This is a genomic window from Alloprevotella sp., assembly GCF_057240785.1.
On sequence record NZ_DBHHRH010000038.1, the window covers coordinates 27887 to 46408 of the forward strand.

The following is an 18522-nucleotide window of genomic DNA, read 5'->3' on the forward strand; positions in this document are numbered from 1 at the left end:
GTTTCTCCTCCAACTATTAAAGAAATGAATCTACTACTTAGCAACAAGCTGCATCGTATCAGTAGCAATCATCAATTCTTCATCCGTCGGGATAACAGCTACCTTTACTTTACTTTCAGGCAGAGAAATAAGTTCTTCTTCACCATTATTGCGCTCGTTCTTTTCTTGGTCAAGCTGGATACCTAAGTATTCCATTCCTTCCATAGTTGCCTTGCGCACATCCCACTGATGTTCGCCTACGCCAGCAGTGAAGACTATGACGTCGACACCTCCCATAACAGCCGTATAAGCTCCTATGTACTTCTTGATGCGATAAGAATACATGTCGAGAGCTAAGCGGGCCCGTTCGTTGCCTTTCTCGGCAGCATCTTCCACTTCGCGCATATCGCTGCTGACACCACTGATGCCGAGCAGACCGCTCTTCTTGTTGAGCAGGTCGATGGCTTCTTCTGGAGTTTGGTGCTCTTTCTCCATAATATAGAGAATGGCACTGGAGTCGATGTCACCCGTGCGCGTACCCATCATTACACCTTCCAATGGGGTAAGTCCCATAGAGGTATCAACGCATTTGCCATGATCAACAGCAGAGATACTTGCACCATTTCCGATATGGCACGTAATCATACGCACATCTTTAGGATCGAAGCCGAGAACTTCACCTGCTCGTGCAGTCACATAGCGATGGCTCGTACCATGTGCTCCATAACGGCGGAAGTTATAATCTGTATAATAATTATAAGGCAGACCATACATGAAAGCCTTAGGCGGCATTGTCTGATGGAAAGCTGTATCGAAAACGAACACCTGCGGAAGATTGGGTAACTGTGCACGCACTGCAAGATAGCCTTTCAGATGGGCGGGGCTATGAAGGGGAGCTAATTCCATAAAAGGTTTCCATCCTTCAAGCATTTCGTCTGTCACAATCTGACTCTTAGTGTAAGTACCACCAGCCACTATACGATGGCCCGCTGCATCAATCTCATCAAGGCTCTTAATTGCACCAATCTCAGGATCGAGAAGAGTGTCGAACATCAATTTAATACCTTCCGTATGAGTGGGACACTCGTGGCTGATAATTTTCTTTTCCCCATTGGGAAGAGCTACTTTATTGAAAGAGCCGGCTAAACCTACTTTTTCAATGCCGCCTGCTGCGAGGACGGACTTGTCGGTCATGTCGTACAGCTTGTACTTGATGCTGGAACTACCGCAGTTGATAACAAGGATTTTCATAAATAGAGGAATTTTACTGTTTAGCCGCCTGTGCTTGACAAGCAGTGATGGCTACCATATAATAAATGTCATCGATAGAGCAACCGCGGCTCAAGTCATTGACAGGGCGAGCAATACCCTGGAGAATTGGACCTACGGCGATAGCATTGCCCAAACGCTGAGCGAGCTTATAGCCTATATTACCCACTTCAAGGTTAGGAACAATCAGCACGTTAGCTCTACCAGCAATCTCACTGCCTTTGGCTTTCTTCTCTGCCACGGAGGGAACAAGAGCTGCATCTGCTTGGAGTTCGCCATCTACTTTCAATTCAGGATAATGTTCATGGGCCAAGCGAGTAGCCTCAACTACCTTGTCAACTACTTCATGAGAAGCACTGCCTTTAGTAGAGAAACTCAACATAGCTACGCGAGGATCGGTAATACCGGCTACAGATTTTGCAGTCTCTGCAGTGCAGTAAGCAAACTGAGCCAACTGTTCTGCTGTAGGAACTGGAGTGACAGCGACATCACTCATCACAACAACGCCATCTTCACCGTATTGATGCTGCTGAGTAATGAGCAACATAGCACCACTCACACAAGTGATACCAGGAGCACACTTGATAATTTGAAGAGCGGGACGGAGCGTATCGCCCGTTGTACTGAGTGCACCAGAGATTTGGCCATCGGCGTCTCCATTCTTAATAATAAGACAGCCCAAATAGAGAGGGTTCTTCACCAATTCACGAGCCTGCTCAATTGTCATACCCTTCTTCTTACGAAGTTCGGCGAGCAGTTGTGCATATTCCTCAGATTTTGGATTGTTCTCTGGATCGATAATAGTAGCTTTGCTGATATTCGTCAGGTTGAAAGCTTCAACTTGTTGCTGAATTTTAGCGGGATTTCCAATAAGAATAATGTCGGCGAGAGCGTCGGCAAGAGCGCGGTCAGCAGCCTTAATAGTGCGTTCCTCCTCAGCTTCTGGAAGAACGATACGCTGCTTATTGGCCTTAGCGCGGACAATAAGATTTTCTAAGATATCCATTATTTATTAAAAAAATATTTATGTATGATGCAAAGGTATAAAAAAATGTGCTAATGCACACATAGGTACATTAGCACATTTAGTATAAAAACTTATTTCGGAGTAGATTATCCGCTCAAAAGTAGCTTACTTCACGCGGTTGAGATAAGAACCATCGCGAGTATCTACCTCGATAACTTCTCCTTCATTGATAAAGAGAGGTACGCGAACTTCAACTCCGGTTTCAAGCTTGGCTGGTTTTGTTGCGTTTGTAGCGGTATCACCCTTCAAACCAGGTTCTGTGTAAACAATCTTAAGCTGTGTTTTAACCGGCATTTCAGCATACAGAATGGTCTCTGTAGAAGCATCGCTAACAACGTCGAGAATATCACCTTCTTTCATAAACTCCACGCCTGTGATAAGCTCTTTCTCAATCATGACATCATCGAATGTTTCCTGATTCATGAAGTGGAAATCATCACCATCAGCGTAGGTGTATTGGAAGGGGCGACGCTCTACGCGTACATCCTCGAGAGCTTCACCAATATTGAAGCGTTTTTCCAACACGTGGCCAGAAACAACATCCTTCAATGTAGTACGCATAATTGTGTTACCCTTACCTGGCTTCACGTGAAGGAAGTCGATGCAGAAATACAGTTTACCATCCAAACGGATGCAAGTACCTTTCTTAATCTCTTGTGATTTAATCATCTGATATGTATTGTTTTATTCTTATATTCGTATAAGCGGCTGCAAAAATACTAATTACTTAACTAACAAGCAACGGAATTCTGCCTTTTTTAGCTCTGCGCGATTGTAACATAGCAGTTAGCAATGGTTACCATATCTGCACTTTGTCAGCACGATACATTTTATCGCCTGGCTTTACATGAAAAGCGTCATAGAATTCTTGGATATTGGACAATGGACCTAATACTCGCCATTTTGCGGGCGCATGTTCGTTGCTTTTCACCTGTGTTGCCAAAGCTTCGGGGCGCATCTGTAGCATCCAAGCTTGAGCATAACCAAGGAAGAAGCGTTGCAACGGAGTGAAACCGCCAATCTGCTCTCCAGCTTGATATTGTGGTGTCTTCTTAAATGCTTCTAAGGCAACAATAACACCACCGAGATCAGCGATATTCTCACCTTGCGTCAAACTACCATTTATATGCAAGCCTGGAGCCACTTCATATTCGTTGAACTGTTTAACAATCTGCGCGGTGCGAGCATCAAACTGTTTCTTATCAGCCTCAGCCCACCAGTTCTGAAGGTTTCCATCTTTATCATACAGACATCCTTGATCGTCGAAACCATGCGTAACTTCATGTCCAAATGTTCCACCAACGATGGCGTATAATATAGCATCGTCTGGCATTCTCGTAAAGCCTGGTACAAAAATATTGCAACCAGGTATCACTATTTCGTTGTTCGATGGATTGTAATAAGCATTATACGTTTGCGGTTCCATGTCCCATTCTGTGCGATCCACTTTCTTGCCATAATGGGACAAGTGGCGCTGCATCTCCCAAATGTTCACGTTCATCACATTGCGAACATAGGACTTACGGGAAATCTCCACCTGGCTCATATCCTTCCACTTGTCTGGATAGCCCAGTTTCATCACCACAGCATTGAGCTTGTCGAGTGCCTTTAATTTTGTTTCTTCGCTCATCCAACTAAGATTGCGAATGCGGGTAGCAAGCTCCGATTTGACAGCATTACCAATTTCTAAAAACTTTTCTTTCGTTCCCTTTGGTAAGAAATCTTGCACGTAAACTTGTCCCACGAGATCGCCCAAGGCATGATCCGTACTCGTAACGGCCCGCCGCCAACGAGAACGAGGTTGCTCGATACCACGCAAAGTCTTTGAATAAAAGTCAAACTGAGCTTGGAAAAGAGCATCATCCAAAGAAGATGCAAGCCCATTGACATAATGGAACAAAAGATAATTGTTCCAATCAGTCATCGAGATGCGAAGAAGCATTCCGTCAAGATGTGTGAAGAATTCTGGTTGTCCCACAACAACCGTATCAACATCTTTCAGCCCTAAAGTCTTTGTCAAGAGAGACAGGGAAAGATGAGGAGCCAGTTTCTCAAATGCCGTCGCACTCATCTTATTGAAGTTGGTCAGAGGATCGCGCGTATCTTCTCGCTTGCGACTGTGCTGCGCCAATTCGGTTTCTATACTAAGCAACTTCTCTGCTGCTTTTCGCGCTTCTTCTTCAACAAAACCTGCACGTTTGAAAACTATCGTTGCATATTCCACAAAACGCTGACGAATGCGTTGTGTAGCCTCATCATTTTCCACGTAATATCTACGATCGGGTAGCGACAACCCGCCCTGATTCAAATAGAAAGCATACTTATCACTTTGCTGCTGATCCTGCCAAACGCCAAAAGAAAACAGCGCACTACTGCTTACACGCGTAACATAAGCTAACATACGAATCAGCGCATTAACATCCTTCACCGAACGAATCCGCCGAATATCATTTTGCAGTTCTGAAATACCACGCTTGTTGCGCCCTATGCTATCCATATAAGAAGCATAGAAATCGCCTATCTTTTGGCGAGCAGAGCCTCTCAATTGCTTGCGAACACTGGCTTCTTGACAGATACGACGAATTTGATCATCAATGGTATCCTGTATCACCGTAAAGATTCCATTATCTTTTTCTGTTGCAGGGATTGGATTCTGACGAAACCATGTGCCGTTGGCATATTCAAAGAAATCGTCCTGTGGGCGAACAGATGTGTTGATATGCGAAACTATTGGATCTATGCTCTGTGCTGTTGCAGTGGCGGCCACACAAGCTATAGCAGCAAAGAGCGTTTTTATTCTTATCATTTTCATTGAGCAATTATAGCACATCCGGCAATTGGAACAATTTCTGAGAATTGCTGCCTTTAATGAGTATCATGTGATTTTCTACGGGGTCTGCTGCCAGTGCTTCTTTTACAGCTTCCACATTTTCAAAATAGCGATATTGATGGGCAAAGGGTTTAAACTCTTCGCCAACAAGCCAAACAGATTCGAGATTCAGCTGATTGAGCAAATCAATAATCTTTTGGTGTTCTTCAACACTTGCTGCTCCCAACTCGCGCATACCGCCCAAGATGGCCATTTTGTGTGGATGCTCTATTAGGCGGAAGTTTTCCAAAGCAGCCTTCATACTGGTGGGGTTGGCATTATAAGCATCAACCACGAGCGTATTCTTGGCTGTGCGCTTCAGCTCACTTCGGTTATTTGTCGGTACATAAGCTGCAATAGCATGTGTCACTTGTTCTGGCGTCACGCCAAAGTGAACGCCGATGGCTGCGGCAGCCAAGGCGTTGTCTATATTGTATGCACCAATGAGTTGTGTCTGCACTTCTTGCCAGACTCCATCTTTCACGCGCCAACGGAAATGCAGGAAGGGGTTGCAATTCAGCACCTCGCCTTCCACATCATAACCTTGTCCTGGACGCCCGTAAGTGTATGCTTTCAAATCTTTTGCAATATTGAGCAAATATCCATTGTCACCATTGAGAAAAATATAGCCACCTGCTTTCGAGCGGAGATAATCGTAAAGCTCTCCCTTCGTATGGATAACGCCCTCGAAACTTCCGAAGCCTTCCAAGTGAGCCTTACCAACATTTGTAATTAAGCCACAATCAGGATCTACGATATTTGCCAGAGCTTTGATTTCTCCAGGATGATTTGCTCCAGTTTCTATCACAGCTATTTCGTCTTTTTCTGTCAAACGCAGGAGCGTTTTGGGAACTCCTATGTGGTTGTTCAAATTGCCGAGCGTATAGAGTACGCGATATTTCTCAGCAAGGACAGCACTGGTGAGTTCCTTTGTGGTAGTCTTACCATTTGTCCCCGTCACCTCCAATATCGGTGTCCCCAACTGGTGGCGGTGGTAAGAGGCCAGTTGCTGCATTGCTGTCAAAACATCATCAACAAGAATCATGCGATCATCATTTCCCACCACTTTTTCATCGTCAACCACAGCAAAGGCGCAGCCTTTTTCGAGGGCCATAGTTGCAAATTTATTACCATCAAAAGTTTCTCCTTTCAACGCAAAGAAGATTGCCCCTTTCGGACACTCGCGCGTATCCGTCGTAATGACAGGATGCTCGCAGAACAGTTTGTACAAGTCTGCTGTATTCATTTCTTTCATTATAAATATCACGCGAAGTTACAAGTTTTTTTTCGCAGCCTACTTCTTTTCCGACAGATACCTTACCTTTATGGAGCTTTAGCAGCAAAAAAAAAAGAAAGAGACAAGCATGGTCAGCGGAATTTAACTACTTTTGCGAGTAAATAAAGTAAAGGAAATCATGCAGACCTATACAATAAATTGCAGCGGAAAGCTTATAGACTTCAGTCAGCCTAAAGTGATGGGCATTTTAAATGTAACGCCAGATTCTTTCTTTGCAGAGAGCAGAAAACAATCCGACGAGGAAATCCACCGGCGTGTACAGCAGATGGTGGACGAAGGCGCACAAATGATCGACATTGGAGCATATAGTTCGCGCCCTGGGGCTGATGATGTTTCCCCCGAGGAAGAGATGCGCCGCCTCTCGCATGGTCTGCAAATAGTCAACAAACTTGCGCCACAACTCCCGGTTAGTGTTGACACTTTCAGAGCTGATGTGGCCCGAATGGCTGTAGAGGAATATGGCGCCGATATTATCAATGATATTTCGGGAGGCGAAATGGATGCGCAAATGTTTCGTACCGTAGCGCACCTCAATGTTCCTTACATACTCATGCACATGCAAGGAACCCCCCAAACAATGCAGGACAACCCGCAATATTCAGATTTCTTACGCGAAGTTTTTCTCTATATGGCACAACGCATCAATAGGTTGCGCGATATGGGCGTAAAGGACATTATTCTTGATCCTGGCTTTGGCTTTGGTAAGACGCTCGATGAAAACTATGAGTTGTTGAACCACTTGCAGGACTTCCACGAATTTGAATTACCCTTGCTCGTTGGCGTTTCTAGGAAGTCCATGATCTACAAGCTGCTCAACACCACACCGCAAGAAGCCCTTAACGGAACAAGTGTTCTCCACACCATCGCTCTCCTAAAGGGGGCAAATATCTTGCGCGTCCACGACGTTCAGCAAGCTGTTGAAGCCGTACAGTTATATACTAAAACCGTTCAGTAAGTTCTCATGCTCTCACTCGGAATTAAAGACATCATTGACATTTTCCTTGTCGCTTTGTTGCTCTACTACATTTGGAAACTCATGAAGCAGTCCAGCGCTGCCAACATCTTTAGCGGCGTCATCATCTTCACTGTAGTATGGATTCTTGTGTCACGCGTGTTTGAGATGCGACTGATTGGAGGCATCATGGACAACTTGATGAACATCGGTTTGCTGGCTGTCATCATTCTTTTCCAAGACGAGATTCGACATTTCCTTTCTACCATTGGCAACCAAAAGAATGCAAAGTATCTTGCACGCATTTTCCACTTAAATAAAGAGGTCAAATCCCACCGCACTGACATTATGCCAATCGTTATGGCTTGTCTGAGCATGTCGAAACAAAAGGTGGGCGCACTCATCATAGTGGAACGAGGTGTCAACCTTGCGGAATATATTAACACTGGGGAAATCATCAATGGCAAAATCAGCCAACGACTCATCGAAAACATCTTTTTCAAAAACTCTCCACTCCATGATGGTGCTATGATTATTAGCAATAGCCACATCACTGCTGCGGGCTGTATCCTCCCCGTGTCTCACGACACCGACATCCCTAAGGCGCTTGGTCTTCGGCATCGCTCTGCCTTAGGCATTTCGCAAAAAAGCGATTGTCTGGCTATCTGCGTTTCAGAAGAAACGGGCGGCATCTCAATAGCCGAAAATGGCCATTTCCATCTCCGCTTAAATGCTGAAGAGCTTGAACGAATGCTCACTGAGGAATGGCAAGACTGATTTCTATAAGGTTTTCTGTCATTCTCTCCCTCTCTTTTTATTGCTTCCCTAAAAGCTTTATTTCTTCTTTGCTCTGCGAAGATTTTCTTAGCAGAGCATCATTCTAAGTTTGTTGATTAGAATAAAACGACACACAGAAACAAATAGCATTTTTTCTCCTTAGAAAAGCCAAAAATACAATAAGGCTGTCAGCTGACAACCTTATTGTGTCAGCTGGCTTCCTTATTGTGTCAGCCGATATCTTTATTGTATTTTTGAGACTGCTTATTGGGTAAAGGCATAGCTCTATAACGCCGCTTTTTTTCAAAAAGATTTCAATGTTTTTTTACTTTGCACACGCTTTTTAGGCACTTCTTTTTCTTCGTTCCAAAATACTTTTTCTACCTTTGCAGCGGTAGATTAGGATAACAATGCTCAAAGCGTAAAGTTTTTAGGACTGCCAGAACTTAAGTTTTATTTACTCTTAAAACAAAGCAAGAACTAATGAAGAAAGAAAAGTTTTTTGAAATGATGGGATGGATTGGTACGGTAACAGCAGTACTAATGTATGTATTCTATTTCCCGCAAATTGAGAACAATTTAGCAGGTCATAAAGGAACCTTCATTCAACCTTTTATGGCAGGTGTTAACTGCGTGCTTTGGGTGTCATACGGACTCTTCAAAGAGAAGCGAGATTGGCCAGTAGCCATTGCCAATACTCCAGGTATAATCTTTGGTTTTGCCGCAGCTTTTACAGCACTATAATATCTAAACTTTTCCCTTTTTGCAGCTTTCATCTATGCAGAAACGGAAGATGTTCACAAGAAAAAGAGGCGCACAAATGTGCGCCTCTTTTATTTTTAAGATCAAAAATCTTACTCTTTCTGTTATTAAAGTCTTGAGAAAGGAGAATTTGGGGCTATGGTAAAACAATAACTTTGATGTAATCTTTCAAATGAAAGATGCCTTTGCCAACAGATGCTTGACTGTCATTGACAAGCAGGAGAGTCTGTCGGCCATCATCGAGACGGTGACCAAGACACATACCCTCATAGTTGGCATAAGAAAAAGAAAGTGGCGTTATCTCCGTCTCAACACTACACAAAAACTCTTTATTCACGAATTTGTCCGCTGATAGTTTCGAGAGAGGTGTGGATGAATCTATCTTATGTTCGCGCGACGGATTAACAATATAAAGACGGCTCACACTCTTTGCTCCTATATAATCGTTAGGAACATTGAGTTCTCGTTCCATTACAATGAGTCTACCATCAGGCAAGGCACAGAGATCACTCACCCCAAAACAATAGTATCTCCCCGTTGCTTGCAAAGCAGGTGCATCCATTCGGTAAGCATATTGCCCCACAGGCTGAAGATCATTACCAAAACTCTGCAAGCGCAGTAGGTTTGTGGCCATCATGTTCCTAGAATGGATATAGTCGCCGTCAGATTTCAGTGTGCTTTCGGTGGTAGTCCAGAAACGACCAGTTGTTGCATCATAGCTGAGCGACTCAAAGCCGTAGTTGTGGCGAATATTAGGAACGCCAAACTCATCAGGGATATTCAAGCCACGCCCTGTTGGCACACCATCCATTCCATATTCCAGAATCTGCTGATCGCCTTCTCCGCTAATGAAAACTGTATTGAGCGATGGATTATAGGCTACTCCCTCACAATCGCGCAGGGTAAATCCGCGACTGTCGAGTTGTGGACGGGGATTTCCTTTGAATTCAGAAAGACCGACATACTCCACTTGCCCTGAGATGGGATTCTGCACAATGCGAAATTCAAAAAAGCCATCTTCAGGTTCTTTGTCACTAACCATGACATAACGATCGCCATGAATCGGAGCAATACCACTGAAATTGGCAGTACCCACTCCCCACTTAGAAAGGCGTTGTTGCTTGAGTTGGACCACAGGTTGCGCCACCGCAGTCAGTGCGGTCAAAAAGAATGCTAAAAAAAATATTTTGAGTCGCATAATATTGTCTAACGCTATAATGTCCTTAAATATTGCCTACTTACTCATCGAGCATATTTCTGACTATCACGGGCTGAGAGCCGAGGAACATAGCAGCAAGTCCACCAGGGGTGATAATCTGACTGGGACGATCTTCTACAATAAAGACTTCTCCGCCACGCAGCATATAAAATCCGTTGTTTTCAGGCACATCGAGATCGCCATCAATACCAATGCTCAGCTCAAAACCAGGATGCTGGAGCAAAATGGTCTTGAAGAATTTGACAACATTGACAACACGAGCCATAGCATAAGGTTGTGCTCCCTTTATGGCTCCCGCGCAAGCACCACGATCATAGATGTGCTCCACCGCATACTTACGACAGAGGTACGTCACAAAGAGGTTCTGAACCCGATAGTCACTCACCACAATGTCGCGCAGCATCACGCGACCGTCGGACTCTTGTACACCCCAGCACAAACCAACAATCCGCGACTTATTACGAGCCACAAGAACAAATCCTCCTTCTAAATCGCAGGTCTCTAAGGCTGCAAAAAAATCGTTCAGAGATGATTTAAAAATAAAAGGATAAGTACGACAGCGTTGTTGGTAATAGACATAAAGATTTTCTCCCCATTCTTCGGGCTCCTCAATCACGATGTGAGCATCTTCTTCGCCCGTGGGCGTAAGCTCCACTTCTGCACGGAAAGTAGAGGTCCAAAAAGCACCATGCTGAGGCCGTTCGTAGAAATGGCGTAGTTCTTCATTACCAGGAATGAGAAAACTCAAAACGCCTCCTTGCTCATAAAGTCGACGATGGCCCTCACTAATAATCTGTGAAGCCAATCCATACCCACGATACTCGGGCAAAGTGCCTACCCCACTGAAATAACCTGTATGAACAGTGCTGCCGTAGAAGTTCATACTATAGGGCAACAACTGTCCTGCAGCAACCACTTGGGTTCCCTCGCGGCGTGTTATGTTGGAGGCATCGGTATATTTATCCTCAAAATAAATATCTAGAAACTCTTCGCTATCTGTTGGAAAACAAGTTTTCCAAAGTTCGCGAGTCTGTTGTTTGAGTTCTTCAGGAGTAAGAAGCATATCGAAAGAATTATTTTTACGATGAATAGATGTGTGCAAATTTAATCCATCTTCATTGGATGTCGCTCCATAACGGTAAATTTATTAAGCAAAAAAGCCGGACGATAGCTCTCCTTTGAGCGGCGTAAACCTGGAAGACCTAAATCTTCTTCCCGATTTATATAGACAAATTGTTCCGGTAAGTGGCGCGCAAATTCGCGATTGATCATAGCAAAAGCTCCTTCGAAGTTGAAATCCGCCTTCTCTGCACAAGTGTCAAAAGTATCGTAATTGACAGGGCCGCCATAAGTGAAAGCGATGATTTTCCCCTCTACGCGGAGCACACCACCAATGGCACCCAACTCTTCCCAATGGGAAAAAACATACTCAATACTGCGCCGCTCGGCATCAGCGGAGAGACGGCCAGAAGGAACATTGTCTTTCTCCTCCTCCCATTGTTCGCGGAGTGCTAAACACTCAGGAATAAACTCAGGAGTGAGAGGAAGATATTCATAATTAGGATAGAGTTTTTCAAACTTATTGGCATGATTGCGCTTTTGCTGAAGCTTCTTTCCTGCCAATGTGGCCAACGATTCACGATGATAAATGTAGTCGGTATAACTACGGTCGGCCGTGGCATAAAAATAATCGGGCATGGCTGCATTAATATAGCCCAACTGAACTTCTGGGCAGCCCAACATCAAAAAAGGAGCGTCCTGCTGACGAGCATCTTCGAGCAAATCGCCAACAACAGCAGCCCAATCACCATGTCCCACGGGGGCTAAATAAGCATTATGCCCCTCTGCCTTGAAACGGAAAAGCAGCCAATCACCATGATAAGCCACTTGCGTATCATAAAGAAAACGCCAACTCATCAAATTCAAGAAGTTGAGATCACAATTTCGGCATTCGCTCTCACGAACAATCTGTTGGATTTGTTCGCGATCAGTTAATTCTATAGGATGAAAATCCATTCAGCTCTGGTTGTTTAATTAAAAATGACAGTACTTAAAGAAGCTACTGTCTAAAAGATTGAATCAATAAGCTTGCGTTATTGAGGTCTGCCTACCTTTCTCATCCCTGTAGAACAAGCGGATACTATCCCCCCTCGAGAGGCGTGGGAGATAAGAATCAAGGCGACAAGAAAAATAAGTATCACGATAGTAAGCCTTTCCGTCTCCATTCTGATAATGAAAGAGTCGCAAATTCAGCGTCTGCGTGTGCGTTTCATTCTCTGAAAAGCCTTTATCAACAATCCCCAGATAATGACTGCGCTTTGCAGGCCCAGTGGGCAGCGACACAAAGAAGTTGAGATATCGATGGCTCAACCACATCGATCGTAGTAGTAGCGCATCAGTTCGGAGGACTGTATCTGGCATTTGCTGAACGGAACAGGTCAATACTGGCGAAAGGCGCGCCAGTTCAACCGTCTTATTCGCACGCACATAAAGCGCATAGGCTCGAATAGTTGAAGCAGGTTGTGCCACCATTATCCGATTGGTCACCGCAAGGGTATCGCCATTATCTAAGACTATTTGCGAAATCGTTTTATCCCCTCGTGATAGGGCTTCCACCAGTCCTTGCTCATAATTTTGTAAAGGTCTGTCCTCATCGTCGGAACATGCTGACAACAAGGTGCAGAACAGCAGAAGTGCACTAAAGCACGCTTTCATGATTGAAAACCGGATTAGCATACATTTCCAGTATACGGTCGCGCAGAAAGGCCTCATCCTTGTTAGGTATGTCTATCTTTGCCAACTGCCCTTTCAAGTATTTCTCGAAATGAGCTTTCTCGTCTGCGGAGTAATGAGTAGCATGGTCAGAATTTCCACGAAGAAGATCGGCAGCTGCATAATTACCTGGGAACAAACGATAGTTACGATAGATTTCGCGATCCATACGCTGGGCGATTTCGCCAAAGAATTGTCCTTTAGGAGCATCTTCCAGTTCGTCCAACCAATCATTGATAGGCGTTCCCATAACAAAATGAACGTGTCCCTTAAAGCCGAGAATTCCTGTTTGCATATTTAGTAAATCGTCCTGCCTACTCTTCTTAAAATCTGCGTTGTCTCGCTTCAACTGGAACTCTTGGGCTTTAAGATAGTCGCAGGGATCATATTCGTAAGATAGACTCATCGGTACAATGTTCATTTCTTTCAAATTACCCAGCGGAGTCCCTGTTCCTCCCATAGCCACCATTTTTAAGACGGCTTCAGCGGTATGGTCGTTACTGTCCTTGGCGCGCCCTTCGCGTTGTGCAATCCAAATAGGATTCTGCTTCTCGCGAATGACAAAGTGCATATAGCGACTCATCTTTTTACTGGCTGCAAGCATTTCACGAAGACCTAGGCTACGCTGAACGATAAAAGCTTTATTAAGACGTACCAAATGCTTTATCCAAGGGAAAATAAGGAGATTATCACCGATTGCTATTTCTTGCGTTGTGGAAAAACCATTCTTGATAAGCAACATAGCCAAAAGTCCGGGGTCTAAAACTATATCTCGATGGTTAGAAATAAACGTGTAAGCTTTATGTTTATCTTCTATTTCACCACAGTCGAGATCATAGCCCAAACTCACCTTGCTCATCAAATCATCTATGTACGCATAGACAAATTTCTCTTGGAAATCAAGAACGTCTTTACATGAATAGAGCCCGGCTTTGAGCTGTTCAAAAGATGTTTTGGGAAAGAGTTGTTGCAGGATGCCGCAGAACTGTTCGTCAGCGAGCAACGCATCGAAAGTAGCTTTCAAATCTTTCGCTTCATAGCAGCGAATGTCGTCATATTCTGCAGGTGTTTCCATGTTGTTTCGGGTTTTAAGAAAGACAGCTCCAAGCCAACAAACATTTAAAAGTTGTTGGCATGGAGCCGATATGTTGATAATTAGAATTTACCTTCGATTATCTCGGAGAGGATATCTCCCGGCTTACGCCCTGCTGCACGTATCTGCTGCGGAATAAAGCTAGTAGCGGTCATACCTGGAGTTGTGTTTATCTCAAGCATGTTGATTTGTTCGTTACCTGCTTCGCCCGACAGAATATAGTCAATACGAATGAGGCCATAGCAGCCAAGAATTTTATAGATGCGCTTCGTCATTTCACTTACGCGCTTCGCAGTTTCATCGGCGATGCGGGCTGGCGTGATTTCACTAACTTTTCCATTATACTTCGCATCGTAGTCGAAGAACTCTTGGCTGGTCACTACTTCTGTAATAGGGAAAGTTACGACGTCACCGCCTTGTTTGTACGCGCCACAAGTGATTTCAGTACCCACCATAATCTTTTCAATCAGTACCTCATCGCTTTCGTGCATTGCTTTCTCGATGGCCGGTATGAGGGCTTCAGCAGTTTTCACCTTTGTTACACCGAAGCTGCTGCCGCCTGCATTGGGTTTTACAAAACACGGCAGTCCCAAGCGATTTATGATGTCCGCCTCCACAGGCATTGCTTCGCCTTTACGCACCATGATACTGTCTGATATATGCAGTTCTGGGAAAGAGCGAAGAAAGTTGTTTAAGGCAAACTTATTAAAAGTCATCGACTCAATAAGTACATCACTCGTTGAATAAGGTATTCCTATTAAATCAAAATAGCCTTGAAGAATACCGTTTTCACCTGGTGTTCCATGAATCGTTATGTATGCAAAATCGAACTTATGTTGACCATCACTGGCCGTAAAGGAGAAATCGCTGCGGTTGATTGGACAAAGTTCATCACCATAACGTGCTGTCCATTTGTTCTTTTCTATATCGACAACGTAGCTATCATATTTTTCGTTGTCCATGAAAGACAGAATCCCTTCTGCACTACGCAGAGAGACATCATGCTCAGAGGAGTAACCTCCGGCTACAATTGCAATAACTTTTTTCATTGCTATCTTGTACGTTTACTTAATTCCTTTGAAATACGTCCGCCATCGCTCTAGGAGCTGGGCCATATCAATAGGCATTTCGGACGTAAAATCCAATTCTTGCCCCGTTGTGGGATGCTTAAAACCAAGCGTGCGGGCATGAAGAGCTTGACGCGGACAGATCTCAAAGCAGTTGCGGATAAAACTATTATAACTGCTCGACTGTGTTCCACGCAAAATTTTATCACCCCCATAGCGTTCATCGCTGAAGAGTGGATGTCCCAAATGTTTCATGTGGGCTCGTATCTGATGAGTTCGCCCCGTTTCAAGAACACATTCTACAAGCGTGACGTAGCCAAAACGTTCCAACACGCGATAATGAGTAACGGCGTGCTTACCTATTTCCGACTCGGGAGGGAATACTGCCATCTGCAAACGATCTTTCGGATTCCGGGCAATATTACCAACAATTGTCCCTTCTTCCTCTTGGATGTTCCCCCAAACAAGGGCATTGTAGCGGCGGCGCGTTGTTTTATTAAAGAATTGTAATCCCAGTTTGGTCTTGGCATCGGGCGTTTTGGCCACGACAAGAAGCCCGCTGGTATCTTTATCAATTCGATGAACGAGCCCCACCCCTGGATCATTGGGGTCATAATTGGCATCGTCGCGCAAATGCCAGGCAATGGCGTTCACAAGAGTTCCGGTGTAGTTTCCCCACCCTGGATGGACCACAAGGCCTGCTGGCTTATTGACCACCATCAGTTCGCTATCTTCATAGATAATATCAAGCGGAATATCCTCGGGCTCTATTTTATTTTCATATCGAGGATGGTCAAGAAGCAACGTAACTACATCGAATGGTTTTACACGATAATTGCTTTTTACAGGCTTCTGGTTGACGTGAATAAAACCTGCCTTAGCTGCCAACTGAATACGATTGCGAGAAGTATCGGGCAGATGAATCATTAGGAACTTATCCACACGCAGCAGTTGCTGACCTTTATCGGCAACCACGCGGAAATGCTCGTAAAGGCCTCCCCCCATCGAGTCGTCTTCTGGTTCATCGAGAAGACCTTTAGTATCTCCATCCAGCATATCTGGGAGATGTCTATCCTCTATTTCTCCTGAAAAGGCCGTCATTCGGAAATATGGATTGAATCGTAATTGTTATCTTCATAGAGCGAACGCATTGCTTTGAGCTCTTCTTCGCTTGGTCCATTGATAACATAGTCAAGACTGTCGTTACCATTATACTCGTCTTGGACATTCCCGTCACCCACAATAAGCGTAAGCGGAACATCAACTGACACTCTCTGCCCTTTCACAACGTTTCGACCATTCACCTCAATGCCATAAACCCAATCTTTATCGCCTGTAACATATTTCGGAGCTGTCAGTTTGAAGCCCATAACTCGCAGTTTGGCCTCGGCCTCACGAAGGGAACAGTTGTCGGCAATATCGGGGATAGCAACAGCACGCGCTGAAGCAGCATTGATAGTAAACTCTATGATGCGTCCAGCTTTTACTTTTTCACCCGGACGGATGGATTGATCCAAAACAGAATTAGGAGGCAATGTACGAACATAGCCCGTGTCTCGAACTTCCGCCTTGAGTCCCATGTCGTTGAGTTCTGCCACGGCCACATCATAACTCTTGCCGCGCAAATCAGGAACTGTCACTTCTTGTCCGTGGTGTGTATAAATCACAAGGAAAGAAGAAACACCTACTATCAGCAACACAGTGAGCAGCAACATTGCTAGCATGTTACCTATAATGCTTTTGCTGCAAACTTTCTTGAAAAACTCCTTAATCGTCATGGGCGATGTTATCTTTGACTTATGGGGCATAATCTCCCCCAATCTATTGCAAAGATACTATAAAAAAACGAGAGAAGCCTTTGCCTCTCTCGTAAATCTCAAAATCTCAAAAAGAGAATTACTTCTTACCATGAACTTCGTCAGAAACAGTGAGCTTCTTACGGCCATGACGACGACGTGAAGCTAGCACGCGACGACCGTTAGCGGTCTGCATACGATGACGGAAACCATGCTTGTTGTTTCTCTTTCTGTTGTGGGGCTGGAATGTACGTTTCATTTTTATTTTGTCTTTTTTATTTTTTGTTTCGTTCTTTTCAGCTGACGCATTCTATGCGTTTCGGGGTGCAAAGTTAAGAAGAATATTCGAACTCTCAAAGAGTTAGCCTGCAAAATTATTTTGCATAACGCTTTGCTTGTTCTTCAATAAGAGCTAGATCGTCGAAATAATTTATTTTCATTGCATGTTTTACCTCAGAAAGCGTTGCTGCAGCAGCTTCACGAGCGCGCTCTGTTCCCTTGCGTAACATCTCGTAGACGGCTGGAATATCTTTTTCAAATTCAGCACGACGCAACCGCATAGGTTCTAACTCTGCTTGTAAGATATTGTTAAGGAACTTTTTCACCTTCACATCTCCCAATCCACCACGTTGGTAATGTTCTTTCACTTCGTCGAGATTCTTATAATCGGCCCAGAACTCTTCAAAATGTTCAGGTCGGCAAAAAGCATCGAGATAAGTAAAGACTGTATTTCCTTCAATATGTCCTGGATCTTCCACGCGCAAGTGTTCGGGATCTGTATACATCGACATGATTTTTTTCTTCATGTCCTTAGGATCTTCGCTCAAATAGATACAATTTCCAAGACTCTTTGACATCTTAGCCTTACCATCTGTTCCTGGCAAACGCAAACAAGCTGCATTTGTTGGTAGAATTATCTGTGGCTCAACGAGAGTCTCACCATAGATATAATTGAAGCGACGCACAATCTCTGTGGCTTGCTCAAGCATGGGCTTCTGATCTTCTCCCACCGGCACATGTGTAGCCTTAAATGCCGTTATATCAGCTGCTTGAGAAATTGGATAAGTGAAAAATCCAACGGGAATACTTGAATCAAAACCACGCATAGAGATTTCTGTCTTCACTGTTGGATTGCGCTGCAAACGACTCACTGTTACGAGGTCCATATAATAGAAAGACAGTTCAGTGAGCTCAGGAATCTGACTCTGGATAAAAATTGTGACTTTATTAGGGTCTAAGCCAACACTCAGATAGTCCAAGGCTACCTCTATCACGTTTTGGCGAACCTTTTCTGGATTATCCATATTATCGGTCAATGCCTGAGCATCTGCGATAAACACATAGAAATCCTTATAATCATCAGTGTTCTGAATCTCTACGCGACGGCGAAGAGACCCTACATAGTGTCCAATATGAAGGCGACCCGTTGGACGGTCGCCAGTGAGATAAATTTTGTCTGACATATCAAAATACGTATTTTGTGATGACAAAAATACAATATTTCCGCCACAAGACAAACCTTTCCGTTCTTTGCTAAAAGCTGAAAAGCCAAATGACAGCTTTTCTCCATCTTCAGAACATATTACTTCAGAGCACTTGCGCGCACAAAAAAGGCATTAGGGGACTCAATCATTGTAACCTCC

Annotated in this window: 18 protein-coding genes; 3 read left to right on the plus strand and 15 right to left on the minus strand. The window is 44.2% G+C overall.

All coding sequences use genetic code 11. From position 1 onward, the window contains the following. Window positions 1-33: 33 nt before the first annotated feature. From ACO4R2_RS09170 to ACO4R2_RS09190, 5 genes are all read right to left on the minus strand, one after another. Window positions 34-1230 (minus strand): acetate/propionate family kinase, encoded by a 1197-nt coding sequence (locus ACO4R2_RS09170; protein ID WP_484769984.1) that lies wholly within the window; start codon window positions 1228-1230, stop codon window positions 34-36. A 13-nt stretch (window positions 1231-1243) separates the two neighbouring features. After that, a complete protein-coding gene (pta, locus tag ACO4R2_RS09175; protein ID WP_484769985.1) occupies window positions 1244-2254 on the minus strand; it encodes a phosphate acetyltransferase in 1011 nt (336 codons plus the stop codon). 126 nt (window positions 2255-2380) lie between these two features. Further along, the gene (gene efp / locus ACO4R2_RS09180) at window positions 2381-2944 is read right to left on the minus strand and encodes an elongation factor P (RefSeq protein ID WP_183694188.1); all 564 of its coding nucleotides are present in this window, start codon (window positions 2942-2944) and stop codon (window positions 2381-2383) included. 127 nt (window positions 2945-3071) lie between these two features. Beyond that, complete coding sequence (locus ACO4R2_RS09185; RefSeq protein ID WP_484769986.1) at window positions 3072-5081, minus strand: M13 family metallopeptidase; 2010 nt, start codon at window positions 5079-5081, stop codon at window positions 3072-3074. A gap of 13 nt (window positions 5082-5094) precedes the next feature. Then, entirely contained in the window at window positions 5095-6390 is a 1296-nt protein-coding gene (locus ACO4R2_RS09190; protein WP_484769987.1) for a UDP-N-acetylmuramoyl-tripeptide--D-alanyl-D-alanine ligase, read from the minus strand. A 169-nt stretch (window positions 6391-6559) separates the two neighbouring features. Here ACO4R2_RS09190 and folP point away from each other — a divergent pair, with 169 nt between their 5' ends. From folP to ACO4R2_RS09205, 3 genes are all read left to right on the plus strand, one after another. Continuing rightward, complete coding sequence (folP, locus tag ACO4R2_RS09195) at window positions 6560-7396, plus strand: dihydropteroate synthase (protein ID WP_484769988.1); 837 nt, start codon at window positions 6560-6562, stop codon at window positions 7394-7396. A 6-nt stretch (window positions 7397-7402) separates the two neighbouring features. Beyond that, window positions 7403-8170 carry a diadenylate cyclase CdaA gene (cdaA, locus tag ACO4R2_RS09200; RefSeq protein WP_183694200.1) on the plus strand — a complete coding sequence of 256 codons (768 nt, stop codon included), beginning with the start codon at window positions 7403-7405 and terminating at the stop codon, window positions 8168-8170. Window positions 8171-8653: 483 nt separating this feature from the next. Then, window positions 8654-8914 (plus strand): hypothetical protein, encoded by a 261-nt coding sequence (locus ACO4R2_RS09205; protein WP_484769989.1) that lies wholly within the window; start codon window positions 8654-8656, stop codon window positions 8912-8914. Window positions 8915-9068: 154 nt separating this feature from the next. Here ACO4R2_RS09205 and ACO4R2_RS09210 read toward each other — a convergent pair whose 3' ends face one another. The 10 genes from ACO4R2_RS09210 to trpS all read right to left on the minus strand — a co-directional run bounded on the left by ACO4R2_RS09210 (window position 9069) and on the right by trpS (window position 18342). Then, a complete protein-coding gene (locus tag ACO4R2_RS09210; RefSeq protein ID WP_484769990.1) occupies window positions 9069-10130 on the minus strand; it encodes an esterase-like activity of phytase family protein in 1062 nt (353 codons plus the stop codon). A gap of 40 nt (window positions 10131-10170) precedes the next feature. Next, window positions 10171-11214, minus strand: coding sequence for a GNAT family N-acetyltransferase (locus ACO4R2_RS09215; RefSeq protein WP_484769991.1), 1044 nt, complete (start codon window positions 11212-11214; stop codon window positions 10171-10173). Between the two features lie 41 nt (window positions 11215-11255). Then, entirely contained in the window at window positions 11256-12167 is a 912-nt protein-coding gene (locus tag ACO4R2_RS09220) for a DUF2156 domain-containing protein (RefSeq protein ID WP_484769992.1), read from the minus strand. A 63-nt stretch (window positions 12168-12230) separates the two neighbouring features. Then, window positions 12231-12887, minus strand: coding sequence for a NigD1/NigD2 family lipoprotein (locus tag ACO4R2_RS09225; protein WP_484769993.1), 657 nt, complete (start codon window positions 12885-12887; stop codon window positions 12231-12233). Then, window positions 12850-13998 (minus strand): acyltransferase, encoded by a 1149-nt coding sequence (locus ACO4R2_RS09230; protein WP_347719052.1) that lies wholly within the window; start codon window positions 13996-13998, stop codon window positions 12850-12852. The genes ACO4R2_RS09225 and ACO4R2_RS09230 overlap by 38 nt, the downstream gene beginning before the upstream one ends. A gap of 80 nt (window positions 13999-14078) precedes the next feature. Continuing rightward, window positions 14079-15065, minus strand: coding sequence for a D-alanine--D-alanine ligase (locus ACO4R2_RS09235; protein WP_484769994.1), 987 nt, complete (start codon window positions 15063-15065; stop codon window positions 14079-14081). Between the two features lie 15 nt (window positions 15066-15080). Then, window positions 15081-16139: an RluA family pseudouridine synthase gene (locus ACO4R2_RS09240; protein ID WP_484770064.1), complete on the minus strand. Its 1059-nt coding sequence runs from the start codon at window positions 16137-16139 to the stop codon at window positions 15081-15083. A gap of 41 nt (window positions 16140-16180) precedes the next feature. Next, complete coding sequence (locus ACO4R2_RS09245) at window positions 16181-16891, minus strand: PASTA domain-containing protein (protein ID WP_484769995.1); 711 nt, start codon at window positions 16889-16891, stop codon at window positions 16181-16183. 88 nt (window positions 16892-16979) lie between these two features. Continuing rightward, window positions 16980-17138: a 50S ribosomal protein L34 gene (gene rpmH, locus ACO4R2_RS09250; protein WP_009347500.1), complete on the minus strand. Its 159-nt coding sequence runs from the start codon at window positions 17136-17138 to the stop codon at window positions 16980-16982. Window positions 17139-17253: 115 nt separating this feature from the next. Continuing rightward, window positions 17254-18342: a tryptophan--tRNA ligase gene (gene trpS, locus ACO4R2_RS09255; protein ID WP_311490514.1), complete on the minus strand. Its 1089-nt coding sequence runs from the start codon at window positions 18340-18342 to the stop codon at window positions 17254-17256. Window positions 18343-18522: the final 180 nt, after the last annotated feature.

Excerpts from the sequence above, each read along its gene's own strand:
- ACO4R2_RS09225 (WP_484769993.1), bottom strand. The coding sequence starts at position 12,887 with ATGCTAATCCGGTTTTCAATCATGAAAGCGTGCTTTAGTGCACTTCTG.
- ACO4R2_RS09185 (WP_484769986.1), bottom strand. The coding sequence starts at position 5,081 with ATGATAAGAATAAAAACGCTCTTTGCTGCTATAGCTTGTGTGGCCGCC.
- ACO4R2_RS09245 (WP_484769995.1), bottom strand. The coding sequence starts at position 16,891 with ATGCCCCATAAGTCAAAGATAACATCGCCCATGACGATTAAGGAGTTT.
- ACO4R2_RS09240 (WP_484770064.1), bottom strand. The coding sequence starts at position 16,139 with ATGCTGGATGGAGATACTAAAGGTCTTCTCGATGAACCAGAAGACGAC.
- ACO4R2_RS09220 (WP_484769992.1), bottom strand. The coding sequence starts at position 12,167 with ATGGATTTTCATCCTATAGAATTAACTGATCGCGAACAAATCCAACAG.
- ACO4R2_RS09170 (WP_484769984.1), bottom strand. The coding sequence starts at position 1,230 with ATGAAAATCCTTGTTATCAACTGCGGTAGTTCCAGCATCAAGTACAAG.
- rpmH (WP_009347500.1), bottom strand. The coding sequence starts at position 17,138 with ATGAAACGTACATTCCAGCCCCACAACAGAAAGAGAAACAACAAGCAT.
- trpS (WP_311490514.1), bottom strand. The coding sequence starts at position 18,342 with ATGTCAGACAAAATTTATCTCACTGGCGACCGTCCAACGGGTCGCCTT.
- cdaA (WP_183694200.1), top strand. The coding sequence starts at position 7,403 with ATGCTCTCACTCGGAATTAAAGACATCATTGACATTTTCCTTGTCGCT.
- ACO4R2_RS09235 (WP_484769994.1), bottom strand. The coding sequence starts at position 15,065 with ATGAAAAAAGTTATTGCAATTGTAGCCGGAGGTTACTCCTCTGAGCAT.
- ACO4R2_RS09230 (WP_347719052.1), bottom strand. The coding sequence starts at position 13,998 with ATGGAAACACCTGCAGAATATGACGACATTCGCTGCTATGAAGCGAAA.
- pta (WP_484769985.1), bottom strand. The coding sequence starts at position 2,254 with ATGGATATCTTAGAAAATCTTATTGTCCGCGCTAAGGCCAATAAGCAG.
- ACO4R2_RS09190 (WP_484769987.1), bottom strand. The coding sequence starts at position 6,390 with ATGAATACAGCAGACTTGTACAAACTGTTCTGCGAGCATCCTGTCATT.
- folP (WP_484769988.1), top strand. The coding sequence starts at position 6,560 with ATGCAGACCTATACAATAAATTGCAGCGGAAAGCTTATAGACTTCAGT.
- ACO4R2_RS09210 (WP_484769990.1), bottom strand. The coding sequence starts at position 10,130 with ATGCGACTCAAAATATTTTTTTTAGCATTCTTTTTGACCGCACTGACT.
- ACO4R2_RS09215 (WP_484769991.1), bottom strand. The coding sequence starts at position 11,214 with ATGCTTCTTACTCCTGAAGAACTCAAACAACAGACTCGCGAACTTTGG.
- ACO4R2_RS09205 (WP_484769989.1), top strand. The coding sequence starts at position 8,654 with ATGAAGAAAGAAAAGTTTTTTGAAATGATGGGATGGATTGGTACGGTA.
- efp (WP_183694188.1), bottom strand. The coding sequence starts at position 2,944 with ATGATTAAATCACAAGAGATTAAGAAAGGTACTTGCATCCGTTTGGAT.